Source organism: Deinococcus malanensis (genome assembly GCF_014647655.1).
In the GTDB taxonomy this organism is placed as follows: Bacteria; Deinococcota; Deinococci; order Deinococcales; family Deinococcaceae; genus Deinococcus; species Deinococcus malanensis.
Genome location: NZ_BMPP01000001.1, coordinates 438264 through 451886, shown reverse-complemented (window position 1 = coordinate 451886; position 13623 = coordinate 438264). Strand labels below are relative to the sequence as shown.

The 13623-nt window shown below is 64.8% G+C and carries 12 protein-coding genes; 4 read left to right on the top strand and 8 right to left on the bottom strand.

The window, feature by feature from the left end; translation table 11 throughout:
* The first annotated feature begins 52 nt into the window (after nt 1-52).
* Entirely contained in the window at nt 53-1054 is a 1002-nt protein-coding gene (locus tag IEY49_RS02240; RefSeq protein WP_189004112.1) for an isocitrate/isopropylmalate dehydrogenase family protein, read from the top strand.
* Between the two features lie 201 nt (nt 1055-1255).
* Here IEY49_RS02240 and IEY49_RS02235 read toward each other — a convergent pair whose 3' ends face one another.
* The 6 genes from IEY49_RS02235 to hisB all read right to left on the bottom strand — a co-directional run bounded on the left by IEY49_RS02235 (nt 1256) and on the right by hisB (nt 6732).
* The gene (locus tag IEY49_RS02235; protein ID WP_189004110.1) at nt 1256-2047 is read right to left on the bottom strand and encodes a nitroreductase family protein; all 792 of its coding nucleotides are present in this window, start codon (nt 2045-2047) and stop codon (nt 1256-1258) included.
* Between the two features lie 45 nt (nt 2048-2092).
* The gene (locus tag IEY49_RS02230; protein WP_189004108.1) at nt 2093-2356 is read right to left on the bottom strand and encodes a hypothetical protein; all 264 of its coding nucleotides are present in this window, start codon (nt 2354-2356) and stop codon (nt 2093-2095) included.
* Nucleotides 2353-4278 carry a 1,4-alpha-glucan branching enzyme gene (locus IEY49_RS02225; RefSeq protein ID WP_189004106.1) on the bottom strand — a complete coding sequence of 642 codons (1926 nt, stop codon included), beginning with the start codon at nt 4276-4278 and terminating at the stop codon, nt 2353-2355. The genes IEY49_RS02230 and IEY49_RS02225 overlap by 4 nt, the downstream gene beginning before the upstream one ends.
* A 145-nt stretch (nt 4279-4423) precedes the next feature.
* Nucleotides 4424-5461, bottom strand: a complete 1038-nt coding sequence (locus IEY49_RS02220) for a branched-chain amino acid aminotransferase (RefSeq protein ID WP_189004105.1) — start codon at nt 5459-5461, stop codon at nt 4424-4426.
* Nucleotides 5462-5515: 54 nt separating this feature from the next.
* Nucleotides 5516-6148 carry an imidazole glycerol phosphate synthase subunit HisH gene (gene hisH, locus IEY49_RS02215; RefSeq protein ID WP_189004103.1) on the bottom strand — a complete coding sequence of 211 codons (633 nt, stop codon included), beginning with the start codon at nt 6146-6148 and terminating at the stop codon, nt 5516-5518.
* Nucleotides 6145-6732 carry an imidazoleglycerol-phosphate dehydratase HisB gene (hisB, locus tag IEY49_RS02210; RefSeq protein ID WP_189004101.1) on the bottom strand — a complete coding sequence of 196 codons (588 nt, stop codon included), beginning with the start codon at nt 6730-6732 and terminating at the stop codon, nt 6145-6147. Before hisB ends, hisH begins: the two co-directional genes overlap by 4 nt.
* 320 nt (nt 6733-7052) lie before the next feature.
* On the opposite strand from hisB, the gene IEY49_RS02205 reads away from it, so the two are divergent.
* From IEY49_RS02205 to IEY49_RS02195, 3 genes are all read left to right on the top strand, one after another.
* Nucleotides 7053-8597: a S8 family peptidase gene (locus IEY49_RS02205; protein WP_189004099.1), complete on the top strand. Its 1545-nt coding sequence runs from the start codon at nt 7053-7055 to the stop codon at nt 8595-8597.
* A 75-nt stretch (nt 8598-8672) separates the two neighbouring features.
* On the top strand, nt 8673-9536 hold the full coding sequence (locus IEY49_RS02200) for a serine protease (RefSeq protein WP_189004097.1): 864 nt from the start codon (nt 8673-8675) through the stop codon (nt 9534-9536).
* Between the two features lie 138 nt (nt 9537-9674).
* Entirely contained in the window at nt 9675-10280 is a 606-nt protein-coding gene (locus IEY49_RS02195) for a Rad52/Rad22 family DNA repair protein (protein ID WP_189004095.1), read from the top strand.
* A gap of 187 nt (nt 10281-10467) precedes the next feature.
* On the opposite strand, the gene IEY49_RS02190 is transcribed toward IEY49_RS02195, so the two are convergent.
* Nucleotides 10468-10962 carry a hypothetical protein gene (locus IEY49_RS02190; RefSeq protein WP_189004093.1) on the bottom strand — a complete coding sequence of 165 codons (495 nt, stop codon included), beginning with the start codon at nt 10960-10962 and terminating at the stop codon, nt 10468-10470.
* A gap of 89 nt (nt 10963-11051) precedes the next feature.
* A complete protein-coding gene (gene hrpB / locus IEY49_RS02185; protein WP_189004092.1) occupies nt 11052-13574 on the bottom strand; it encodes an ATP-dependent helicase HrpB in 2523 nt (840 codons plus the stop codon).
* Nucleotides 13575-13623: the final 49 nt, after the last annotated feature.

Genomic DNA, 13623 nt, shown 5'->3' with positions numbered 1-13623 from the left:
CCGGGCACAACTGTGAAGCTGGCCACATGCCTGAACTAGACTGTGGGGCGTTATGGCGAATTACCGCATCTGTTTGATTGAAGGCGACGGCATCGGCCACGAGGTCATTCCCGCCGCGCGGCGCGTGCTTGACGCGGCCGGCTTCAGTGCCGAGTACGTCCACGCCGAGGCCGGCTACGAGTACTACCTCGACCACGGCACCAGCGTGCCCCAGGCCACCTACGACGCCGTGGAGAACACGCACGCCACGCTGTTCGGCGCCGCAACCAGCCCCAGCGGGGAGAAACCCGCCGGCTTTTTCGGCGCGATCCGTCACCTGCGCCAGAAGTATGGCCTGTATGCCAATGTCCGGCCTACCCGCACCCGCCCGGTGCCCGGGGCCTATGAAAACGTGGACCTCGTGATTGTCCGCGAGAACACCCAGGGCCTGTACGTGGAGCAGGAGCGCCGTTACGGCGACACTGCCATCGCCGACACGGTGATCACCAAAGATGCCAGCGAGCGCATCGGCCGCTTCGCCGCCGACCTGGCGATGAAGCGCAGCAAGCGCCTGACGGTGGTGCACAAGAGCAACGTGCTGCCGGTAACGCAGGGACTGTTTATGAACACCATCCTCGACCATACCCGCACGGTCGAGGGCCTGAATACCAGCACCATGATCGTGGACAACGCGGCGATGCAGCTGGTGCGTAACCCCCAGCAGTTCGACGTGCTGGTCATGACCAACATGTTCGGAGATATTCTTTCGGATCTGGCGGCAGGGCTCGTCGGCGGTCTGGGGATTGCGGCCAGCGGCAACGTGGGCGACAAGTTCGGGATCTTCGAAAGTGTGCATGGCTCGGCGCCCGATATCGCCGGTCAGGGCGTGGCCAATCCCACCGCAACGATTCTGGCTGCCGTGCAGATGCTCGACCATCTGGGCGACCACAAAACGGCACGCCGGCTGGACAATGCCGTGAACAAGGTCCTGCTCGAAGGCCCCCGGACCCGCGATCTGGGCGGCACCGCCGGGACACACGGGTTCACGGAGGCTGTGATCCGGGCGCTGGCCTGAAGCAAGAAGACAGGGTGGCCTGGGCAGCAGTCCCAGGCCACCCTGTCCGTTCGTCTCAAGGTGGTAACTACAGCAGATGCTGGTTTCAACTGCCATCTGCTGTGGGGCGAGTGACCGCGGTTAAGGTGGAGTTGGCAGAAGTGCGCTCCTGCCGTTGCTGCAATGGAATACCCTTGTCAGATCACGTCATAAGGATCAACGCTAGGGAGTTCCGACGGCCTGCTCCCCTGACCACATGCCCTGACGGCGCAGCGCGGCGACCAGGTGAGGCTCGCGCTTTTCCATGCCGCCGTCCTGGGCGAAGTAGGCGCCCAGCAACCGCACCCAGTCGCCCGGGTGCCCCCCCCGGGAAGCGATGGGGTTCATGATGGCAACCGCGTCCTGGAGTTCATCGTGATTCGGGTCGTGATAAGTATCCGTGTGCACGACCAGCGGACGCGGCACGCGTGGACGGTACGGCGCTTCCTCTGCTGGCGTGCCTATGGTCAGCGCCGCGAAGGGAAGCACGCCCTCAGGTAGACGCAGCAGGTCAAGCAGGCCATCGATGCCATTCAGAACGCCGCCAATCCAGCAGCCCTGATAGCCCAGCATCTCGGCGGCCGTCAGCAGGTTGGTGCCGGCCATCACAGCGTCTCCTATGCCGAAATGTACGGCCACGGCGGGCCAGTACCCCGGTGTGCGCCCGGAAGCTTCCAGCACCCGCCGGGTGCGGCGCACGTCGGCGCAGACCACAAAGGCTTCGGACGCCGTGGCAATGTGGGCATTGGTGGTCAGGGCGGCGGCCTGGGCGCGGACCTCAGGATCCGTCAGATGAATCAGCGAATACAGCTGGGCCGTCGCGTCGGTCGGGGCCCGTTGCGCGGCGTGCAGAATCACGTCGAGGTGCGCTGGGGGCAAGGGAAGCGGCGTACCGTCGCCAGATGTGACGTACTGGCGCACGGTGCGGTGTGCGTCGTAGAAGGCCCGGACTTCCTCAGGGGTGCGGTAGGTCATGCGGCGGAGAATATCCCGGTGAAGCGCCGGAACGGCTACGGGTGCTTAACGCTGGCTCACGACCGAGAACAGCAGGCCGATCAGGATCAGGTCCACGGCCCAGCTGACCGGCCGGCGCAGTCGCTCGTCAGTCCGGGACCGCAACAGCTGAACCCCCAGCCGGGCCAGCAGCAGCACGCCGATTACGCCCGGATGAGGCGGCTGACCGCCCGACAAGAGCGGCCACAGCAACAGCAGACCCACCAGGGCCAGCAGGCCGAAGCTCAGGGCCGTCAGCAGATCGGGGCGACCGGAAGGGCTGCCGGTCACGCTCGGGGGTTCTCCTCAGGCTGCGGGGCAGTCGCTTGTGCGGGGCCTCCATACTCCAGAACCAGAACGCTGCTGGGCGGCAGATTGAGACGCAGCGAGTGGGGCTGGCCATGCCACCCTTCGCGGTTCGCCATCAGCGACGGCTGCTGCGTGCCGAACCCGCCGTACTCGCCGTCATCCGTGGAAAGCAGCAGGCGGTACTCTCCGGCCTGCGGCACCCCGACCCGATAGTGTTCCCGGTACGTGGGCGTCAGATTGGCCACCACCAGACTCCACTGACCCGTCTCGCTGTCGCGCCGCACGTAGGCATACACGCTGTGCTCGGCGTCGTCGGCACTGACCCAGTACAGGCTGTCGTCACGCTTGTCTCCGCGGTACCAGTCGGGCCGCTCCCGGTAAAGCTGATTGAGCCGCCGCACCAGGGTCATCACGCCGCGGTGGTCCGGTACATCCGTGAGGTGCCAGGGGAGGGAGGCGTCATGGTCCCACTCGGTGGACTGGGCAAATTCCTGGCCCATGAACAGCAGTTTCTTGCCGGGCATGGTCCACATCAGGGCCAGGAATGCCCGGTACTGGGCGCGCTGGGCGTACCAGTCACCGGACATCTTCATGACCAGCGACTTCTTGAGGTGGACGACTTCATCGTGGCTGATGGCCAGCATGTAGTTCTCGCTGGTGCGGTACACGTTGAAGAAAGTTACCTTGTGGTGGTGATGCTTTCGCCACAGCGGGTCCTGCTCAAAGTACGCCAGCGTGTCGTTCATCCAGCCCATGGCCCACTTGTAATCAAATCCCAGCCCGTGGGGCGAGGGCACGGTCACGCCAGGAAATGATGTACTTTCCTCCGCGATGATCATGCACCCCGGGCTCATGTGGTGCGTCACCTCGTTCAGGCGCCTCAGAAACGCGATGGCCTCCAGGTTCTCGCGCCCGCCGTGAACGTTCGGGACCCACTCAGTGCGCGAGAAATCCAGATACAGCATGCTGGCCACCGCGTCCACCCGCAGGCCGTCAATGTGGAAGTCCTGCAGCCATTTGAGGGCCGAACCGATCAGGAACATCACAACCTCGTTGCGGCCGTAGTCGAAGATGAAGGTATTCCAGTCCTGGTGAAAGCCCCGGCGTGGATCGGCGTACTCGTACAGCGGCCCGCCGTCGAAGCGGGCCAGCCCGGAAGGATCGGTCGGGAAATGCCCGGGGACCCAGTCGAGAATCACACCGATGCCCAGGCCATGCAGGTGGTTGACCAGATACTTGAAATCCTCTGGAGTGCCCAGACGGCTGGTCGGAGCGTAGTACCCGGTGACCTGATAGCCCCATGAGCCGTCGAAGGGATGCTCCATGACGCCCAGCAGTTCCACGTGCGTGTAGCCCATGTAGGTCACGTATTCGCCCAGCTTGTGTGCCAGTTCGCGGTAGTTCAGGAACCAGCCGTCGTCACGCCGCATCCACGAGCCCACGTGCACCTCATAGACGCTGACCGGCTGTTCGAAACCGGCGGTGCGCGACGTCATCCAGCGGGTGTCCGTCCACCCGAAGGCGTCCTGCCAGACGACGCTGCCTGTGGCCGGGCGGAGCTCATAAGCGCTGCCGTAGGGGTCCATCTTGTCCTCGGTCTGTCCGGCTGCGGAGGTGACACGGTACTTATAGCGCTGGCCCTGGCGCGCTCCAGGCACGAAAGTGCCCCAGACACCGAAGTCCAGCCGGGTCATGGCATTTTCAAAACCGTTCCAGTCATTAAAATCACCGACAACGCTGACGTGCTGCGCGCCGGGGCCCCAGACCGCGAAGCGCACGCCCTCGACCCCGTCCTGGGTGGCGACATGGGCACCCAGCAGGTGGTCAGGCCGCACAAGGTCGGAGGTCGCCATTTGCTGCAGGTGACCGTAATCCAGCGGCAGAGGCAAGAAGGAGTCGCTCATGCCTGGAGTCTACCGGCCCCGCTGGGGGCTGGTGAAAACCCCATGCAGACCATAAAGGCCAGGACTGAGCGGCAAAGCGCAGGGCCAGGGACAGGTGCTTTTCGGCATGTCCCTGGCCCTGCGGCCGGCCTTTGGCCCCGAAACCTCAGACCTTGACGATCCAGCCCTCTGGAGCTTCGACTGTCCCGAACTGGATACCCGTCAGTTCATCGTACAGGCGTCGCGTCACCGGACCTGTTTCGGTCTCGCTGTGGAACACGTGGAACTGGTCGCCATGCTGAATGCCGCCGATAGGGGTGATGACAGCCGCAGTCCCGCAGGCACCGGCCTCGCCGTACTGGTCAAGCCGGCTGATGTACACGTCGCCTTCCTCGACATTCAGGCCAAGCCGGTGCTCGGCGATGTGCAGCAGGCTGTACTTGGTGATGCTGGGCAGAATGCTGGGGGACTTGGGCGTGACGAAGGTCCGGCCATCCTTCGTGATGGCAAACAGGTTGGCGGCCCCAACCTCCTCAATCTTGGTATGGGTGGCCGGGTCAAGGTAGATGGCGTCGGCAAAGTGGCGGCCCTGCGCCTGTGCATCCTTGGCCTGTGCACCGGGCAGCAGGCTGGCGGCGTAGTTGCCTCCGACCTTGGCGGCGCCGGTGCCGTTGGGCGCGGCCCGGTCAAATTCCGAGACGATGAAGTTGTGCGGAGTCAGTCCGCCCTTGAAATAGGGGCCCACCGGCACGCAGAACACGCTGAAGATGAACTCGGGGGCCGTGCGCACACCGATGTTGTCGCCCACGCCGATCACAAAGGGACGCAGATACAGGCTGCCGCCTGTGCCGAAGGGAGGCAGGAAGTGCTCGTTGGCCTTGACGACCTGACGGCAGGCCTCGATGAACATCTCGGTGGAAGGCGCGGGCATCAGCAGGCGCTCGCAGCTCATCTGCATTCGCGCGGCGTTCTGATCGGGGCGGAACAGGTTGATGCTGCCGTCCTGGGAGCGGTACGCCTTGAGGCCCTCGAAGCACTGCTGGCCGTAGTGCAGGGCCGTCGAGCCCTCGGCAATGTGCAGGACGTTGTCCTCGGTCAGCTGCCCCTCGTCCCAGGCGCCATCTTTCCAGTGAGACAGAAAGCGCAGGTCGGTTCGGATGTAGCTGAAGCCCAGGTTCGCCCAGTCGATGTTCACGTCACGCATGGGGTCCAGCCTATCAAGGCGCAGCCCACACCGGCCGGCTGGGCTGGCCAGTGCTCAGCCCGCCAGCACGTGGAGGCGGAAACGTTCCAGAATGGCCAGCCCCACTGCTCCGCTTTTCTCGGGGTGAAACTGTGTGGCGTGAATATTGCCCTGGCTGAAGGCGGACCAGAACGGTACGCCGTACTCGGAAATGGCACCGGCGTCCACCTCGACCTCCAGCGGTACGTAATAGGAATGCACGAAGTAGGCGTAGGCCGGACAGGCGAGGTCCCTCAGCAGGGGGCTGTCACCGACCTTGTCCAGGCTGTTCCAACCCATCTGCGGCACCTTGCGTTCGGGCACCGCCTCGAACCGGCGCACGGTGCCTGGAACCAGGTTCAGTCCAGGCATGCCGGGGGCCTCCTCTGATCCGGTCAGCAGCATCTGCATCCCCACGCAGATCCCCAGCAGCGGCGTCCCCGCCTGTGCGGCCTGCATGACGGGTGCATGGAATCCGCTGTGCTCGAAGGCTTCCATCACCTGACGGAAGTGGCCCTGACCCGGAACCACGACAGCGGGCGCGTGCGGCACATCTGCCGGGTCCGCGCTGACACGCACCTCCATCCCGGCGCGTTCCAGGGCCTTGGCCGCGCTCCGGACGTTCCCGCCGCCGTAATCCAGCAGCAGCACCTCAGACCGGAGGTTCACAGGCTCCCCTTGGTGCTGGGCAGCTGATCCGAAGTCAGGGCCACCGCGTCACGCAGGGCCCGGGCCAGGGCCTTGACGATGGCCTCGATCACATGGTGCGCCTCGCGGCCTGAAAGCAACCGCACATGCAGCGTAACCCCACCGTGGTTGCACAGACCACGCAGGAATTCACGCAGGTGATAGTGCGTCATGCCGCCGGCATTGCCCCAGACCTCCAGGGCTTCGGGCTCAAAGGCAAGGTGGGCGCGTCCGGACAGGTCCACGACCACGTGAGCGAGCGTTTCGTCCATAGGCACGAAGGCGCTGCCGTACCGCTCGATGCCGCGCCGGTCTCCCAGCGCCTGGGAAAGGGCCTGCCCCAAGGTGATGCCGGCATCCTCGATCAGGTGATGCGGCTCGATATGCAGGTCGCCGCTGGCCCGGACACTCAGCCCCAGGCGGGAATGACGGGCCAGTGCGTCGAGCATGTGGTCCAGAAATCCATGACCGGTCACCGGAGCGTCAAACTCCGGCTGGTCGAGATTCAGGCGGATCTCAATATCGGTTTCTTTGGTGGTGCGCTGCACGGCGGCCAGACGGCTCATAACCGCATCCTATCGCCGTACAAACCGGCACTGGAGAGGTCGTACATGCCAACGTGGCCGTCTTGCATGAAAAGCCTGACATGTTTGTCACAGTAGCGATGGACTTACGCCGCAGGGGGAAGTGCGCCTCATACGATTCAAATCCTGACCACCCGGTCATCATCTTTTTCCTTCCAAAATATGGCAAATGTCTTGCAGATCGCATAAAATTGACATGTCTATACAAGACGAAAATCAGTATTTTCTCATGCGTGGTACAACCTCCCAGTCGGCAAAACACAGTTCAGCACGAGATTTCTGCATCCCACCTGGAGGTTCGGATGAAGGTACGTCTTGCACTTTGCACGTTTGGGCTCACCGCGATGCTCGCCGCTTGCGGTCAGCCACAGTCCTCCACCCCTGATCTCGCTTCTGCGCCCACCAGTCAGCGTAGTCAGCTTGATCTGGCTCCGCTGCTTGGCACCGGCAACCCTGAAGCCATTGCGGGACAGTACATCGTTGTGTTCAGCGACGGCGCCCAGGGCAGCGACCTCAGCGCCCAGGATGCGAACGGCCTGATCAGCAGCCTGAAACTCGACCCGCAGGGCGTCACGGTCCAGCACATCTACACCCAGGCCTTGAGCGGCTTCGCCGCCAAACTCAGCGTCCAGAACCTGGCGATACTCCGTGCAGACAAACGGGTCAAATACATCGAGCAGGACGGCATGATGCACGCCAGCGCCACCCAGAGCGGAGCCACGTGGGGCCTGGACCGTATCGACCAGCGCAGCCTCCCGCTGGACGGAAACTACGTGTACAACTCCACCGCCAGCGGCGTGAAGGCGTACATCATCGACACTGGCATCAACACTAGCCACAGTAACTTTGGTGGACGGGCAGTCTGGGGTACCAACACCACTGGCGACGGCAACAACACCGACTGCCAGGGACACGGTACCCATGTGGCGGGCACGGTAGGCGCAAACACCTGGGGCGTGGCCAAGGGCGTGCAGCTTATCGCCGTCAAGGTGCTGAACTGCAGCGGGTCCGGCACCAACTCAGGCGTGATTGCCGGGGTGAACTGGGCAGTCAGCAACAAAGGCACCGCCACAGCTGTAGCCAACATGAGCCTGGGGGGTGGCGCCAGCCAGGCCGTAGACGACGCCGTCAACAGTGCAGCCAGCAAGAACCTCGTCATGGTGGTCGCCGCCGGCAACGAGAACCAGAATGCCTGCAACGTCTCCCCCGCCCGTGCCGCCAACGCCATCACGGTGGGCAGCACCACCCGCACCGACGCCCGCAGTTCCTTCTCGAACTACGGCTCCTGCGTGGATATCTTTGCCCCTGGCAGCGATATCACCAGCACCTGGATCGGCTCCACGAGTGCGACCAACACCATCAGCGGCACCAGCATGGCTTCCCCCCACGCCGCCGGCGCTGCAGCCCTGCTGATCGCTGCCGGTAATACGACGACCAGCGCTGTAACCAGCGCCATGATCAACAACGCCACGACCAACAAGGTCACCAGTGCCGGCACCGGCAGCCCCAACCGCCTGCTGTACACCGGCAGTGGCACTGGGACTACCCCCGGCACCACCACGACCTACACCGGCAGCGTCAGCTCCGGCACCAGTTCCTTCAAGCCCTCGACCAGCGGGTTCAGCTATGGCGGCGGCACCCTCAAGGGCAACCTGAGTGGCCCCAGCGGCACCGACTTCGACCTGTATCTGCAGAAGTGGAACGGCAGCGCCTGGGCCGATGTGGCCTCCAGTACCGGCGGCACCAGCACCGAAGCAATCAGCTACGCGGCCAACAGCGGCACCTATCGCTGGGAAGTGTATGCCTACAGCGGCAGTGGCTCCTACACCCTGACCGAAACCAAATAATCCCCGTTTCCGCGCTGCCCGTATCACTTCTGGCAGCGGGGTTCAGCTGCCAAATTCATCCTTCTGGAGGTTCTGATGAAAAAGTTTGCTCTTCCGCTGATCGCTCTTGGTTCCCTGCTCTTCACTGCCTGCGGTTCAACTGGTCCTCAGGCGGATGTGCCCCAGCCAACCATCGCCGCGCTGCCCGAAGAAACCGTGACCACCACGGGCACCGAACTCGCCTTTGACAAGCTGAGCAGCCAGATCGTGTACGGCACCGTCACCAGCACCACCTACCGTCCGTACCAGGTCAGCGTCACCCCCTACAACTCCATGAGCGGGTGGTGCGGCGGCACCCTGATCAGCTCCAACTGGATTCTTACTGCCGCCCACTGCGTCCAGGGTTACAGCGCCAGCAGCATGCGGGTACGCGCCGGCATCAACAACCTGACCACCACCAGCGGTCAGCAGCGCACCCCCAGCCAGATCATCATTCATCCCTATTACAGCGACGCCAGCAAGGGCTATGACATCGCTCTGGTCAGGGTTGGCACGGCCTTTACGCTTGGCAGTACGGTACAGACCGCCGCGCTTCCCAACAACACAACCGAGTCCGTGCTGGATGTCAACGGCCGCAGCGCCACCGTCAGCGGCTGGGGCAAGACCGAAACCGGATCGTCGAGCCCCACGGCCCTGCGTGAAGTGACCATCCCGATCACGCCCACCGGCAGTGACTGCGGCACCCGGCCCAGCAACACCATCTGCGGCAAGTACGACGCAGGGAAGGACAGCTGCAATGGTGATAGCGGTGGGCCCCTGGCCTCACGCTACAACAGCAAGTTTTACGTGCTGGGCATTGTGAGCTATGGGCCGTCGGCCTGCCGTGGATACGGGGTTTATACGCGTGTCAACGGATACATCAACTGGATCTACCAGCAGACTGGAATCGGCGCACAGTAAGACACCAACCGGAACTCGTCCCCTGGTTCATGCCAGGGGTTTTTCACGTCGCAATGCGAGAAAACAAGCCCAGGTCTACCTTAGTCGTAAGAGGAATTACGCCTTGACCAGAATGTCATTCTGTTATAAACTAAATCCATGAAGCTGAGCGATGTACAGAAACGACTGCAAGCCCCGTTTCCCGCTCACGCGGTCGCGTGGAAACCCGGCGTGATTACCAAAGACCGCAGCCGCGCGCTGATGCTGGCCCATATCGACGCGCGCAATGTTCAGGACCGCCTCGACGCCGTCTGCCCCGATGCCTGGTCCTTCGAAGTGGAAGTTGTGCCCGGCACCCGTCTGCCCACCGTTAAGGGCCGCCTGACCGTTCTGGGCGTCAGCCGTGAAGACATCGGCGAAGCCCCCGAGGGCGACCTGGGCACCCTGAAAGCCGCCGCCAGCGACGCGCTGAAGCGCTGCGCCGTGCAGTTCGGCATCGGCCGTTACCTGTACGACCTGCCCAAGCAGTGGGTAGCCTGGAACGATGCCAAGCGCGAGCCGGTCAGCCCGCCGGAACTGCCCGAGTGGGCCCGCCCGGACCACGAGCGGAGCCCTGGCGGTGCACACCTTGTTCAGGCTATGGATCAGTTGCGTTACGAAATGCCCGAGGATCTGGAACTGCAGCGTGAAGTGTACAAGCACCTTAAAGCCGCGCTGGGCAGCCTGCACCCCGTCAGCGGGGGCAACCAGGGCCGCGCCGCATGACCCGGCCCACAGCCCGGCAGCTTCAGTTCGCCATGGCGACCGTGCTGCTGCTGATGCTGCTGGGCGGCGCCCTCGCACGGCTGCTGTGATCTGAAACCTTATCAAAAAGCCTGCCATTCCGGCGGGCTTTTTCCGGTTCATCACAGCCTGCAAAGCGAACAGCAGTGGCTTTACCCGGACCAACGCTTCAGCGTCCCAGGACATCCCCTGGACTAAGTTCCTCACGAAGCATCTGTGGGGTCAGCAGCATCAGCACCCTGTGAGCCTTGCCCGCCTTGTCGGAAACCGTGCCCTCACTGACGTACAGGCCCTTGAACATGCCGTTTCCAAGCCGGTACAGGTTCATTTTTTCGGAAGGTCTTTTCGGGCTGACCATGGTCTTGACGAAGGTCAGGCTCGAGGCTCCGACAAATTCACCGGCGCGTCCCCGAGGACCAATCAGCATCACAGCCCAGTGGGCCTGGCTCAGGCGCGGCATGTACAGCACGAACACGCCTTCAGCCGGAACCGAGGGCGGCTTGACCCACATCCGCATCACGATGTCACCCATGATCCGGGAGTCCACCACCGGCGGGGTGGTCGCCTGTCCCAGCACAAAGGACCAGAGGGTCCTGGAATAGTCCGCTGCGGCACTGGCGCTTCCACTCAGCATCAGGAGGCCGGCCAGGATCTGTGTACGCATACCCCAGCTTTTCAGAGATCGACCTTCGCCAGGGCCGCAGGTGCGCCTGCCTGCTGGGGGGAAGCGTACCCCCGGCCTGCACACCCAGCCTACCCTCCGCGTTTCTTGGTGAAACGGGTCGGCAGGTGGGTCCAGGGATCATCCGGCCAGGGATGCTTGGGATAACGGCCCCGCAGGTCCTTGCGCACCTCGAAATAGCTGCTGTTCCAGAAACTGCGCAGGTCCTGCGTGACCTGTACCGGCCGCCCTCCTGGAGACAGCAGGTGGAGCAGCACCGGCGTGCGCCCCGCGTTGACGGTGGGGGTCTGCTCCAGGCCAAACAGTTCCTGCAGTTTGACCGCCAGAATCGGGGGTTCTGCGCCGAGGCGGTACTCCAGCCGCACCCGGCTTCCGCTGGGCACGCTCAGATGCGTAGGCGCCAGGTCGTCAAGCTGCTGGGGCTTCGGCCACTCCAGCAACGCCTGGAAGGCCGGCAGAAGACTCAGCCGCGCCAGATCCTCGCGGGAGCGAGCGCCCCCCAACAAGGGTCCAAGCCAGTCATCCAGGGTGTCCAGCAGCGCCCGGTCTGAGACATCCGGCCAGTTGTCGTCTGGACGCCAATGGCGCAGCGACTCCACCCGGGCCCGCCACTGGGCCGCCTCGGGTGAGAAGGTCAGCAGATGCAGGCCTTCGGCCCGAATGGCGCCCGACAGGGCGTTTATACGCTGCGCCGCCGGAATCTGCCGGAGCGGCCGGGTCTCCAGCACGAGCGCTCCCACCCGGAGTTCCTGCTGGGCAACCAACGTCCCACTGCGCGTATCCCAGCGCACGGAGTCCTCCCAGGTGGCCTGGGCGCGCAGGAGTTGAAGGTCCAGAGGCGCCGCTAGAAACACCCGTCCCTCGGCCTGGGCGGCATCAAGATGCGCCACCGCCAGGGCTGAGGCGCCCGCCAGTGCGTCACCTTCCGGCAGGGCCGCTCCCTGTCCGCCTGCCAGCAGAAACCGTCCCCGGCTCAGCCCTGCCGTGATGGGACGGGCCAGCGCCTCCCGTTCCGGATAGGCCCGGGCCACCAGCGCCCCGACCGCAAAGGGGTCAGGCGCATCGTCGGCAGCACCGACGCCCAACAGCTGGCGCCACTGCCTGGAGAGCCGCTCCACGCGTTCAAGCACAGCCGGGTCTCCCCCACCTGCCCCGACGTCACGCCAGCGCCGCAGGGCGGCTACGCGGTCAGTCAGGTCTGTTCCACTTCCAGAAGGCAGGGGGTCACGCTCCTCAAGCAGGGCAGCCACATCGGCGGCGAGGGCTCCCTGGCCCTGTGCCGCGCCGCCGGTCAGCAGATGCGCGATGCGCGGATGGGTAGGAAAGTCGAGCAGCCGCGCACCTTCCGTCGTGGCCCGGCCCTGCTCATCCAGGGCGTCAAGACCACGCAGCAGGGCACGGGCAGTTTCGATGCGTGGCGGCGGGGGTGCGTCCAGCCATGCCAGGGCCCCAGGGTCCGGGGCTCCCCACTGGGCGAGTTCCAGGGTCAGAGGCGCAAGGTCCGCCTCGAGGATCTCGGCGGGCCGGGCGGCTCCCAGCAAGGGCTGGGTCCGCTCACTCCACAGCCGGTAGGCCACGCCGGGCGCCGTACGGCCGGCCCGCCCGGCCCGCTGGGTGGCGGCGTCCCGGGTGACCCGCCCCGTCACCATGCGGGTCAGTCCGGTGGCCGGGTCGAAGTGCTGGGTGCGGCTCAGGCCACCGTCCACCACCACACGGACTCCTTCAATAGTCAGGGAGGTCTCGGCGATGCTGGTCGAGAGCACGACCTTGCGCTGCCCGACCGGATCAGGCAGCAGGGCCCGGCGCTGTTCGCGCAGCGGCAGGTCACCGTAGAGCGGCAGCACCTGCGCGTCCACTCCTGCCAGCTTGCCCTGCGCCGCACGGATCTCACGCACCCCAGGCAGGAAGGCCAGCACATCTCCCTGGTCCCGGTCCAGCGCGTCGCGGACGGCGCGGGCCACCAGGTCCTCGACACGGCCGACCGGATCGGCCGACAGATAGCGCACCTCCACCGGATACGCGCGGCCCTGACTTTCGACCATGGGGGCGTCCAGACGGGCCGGCAGCTCCGGGTCCAGCGTGGCCGACATGACCAGCACCCGCAGATCGTCGCGCAAGGCTCCCTGAACCTCGCGCAGCAGGGCCAGCGCCAGATCAGCATTGAGGGAACGCTCGTGAAACTCGTCGAGAATCACCAGACCCACGCCCGACAGTTCCGGATCACGTTGCAGGCGCCGGGTCAGGATGCCCTCGGTGACGACTTCAATGCGGGTCCTGCCCGAGGTCCGCGACTCGAAGCGCACACGGTACCCGACCACGCCCCCGGGCTCTTCCCCCAGCCCTTCGGCCAGCCGGGCGGCCACGGCCCGGGCTGCTACTCGCCGGGGTTGCAGCATGATGATCTGCTGGCCGGCCAGCCAGGGTTCGCCCAGCAGCGAGAGCGGCAGGGACGTACTTTTGCCGGCTCCGGGAGGCGCCTGAAGGACCACCAGCCGGTGCAGGGTCAGCGCCCGGCGCAGCGCCGGAATGACCTCATGGATGGGCAGGGTGGCTGCAGTACTCACGCGCCCGATGGTAGTACGGATCGGCACCATGCAAAGCAACAGAAAAGCGCCCGCATCGGGTGCGGGCGCTTTTCTCAAG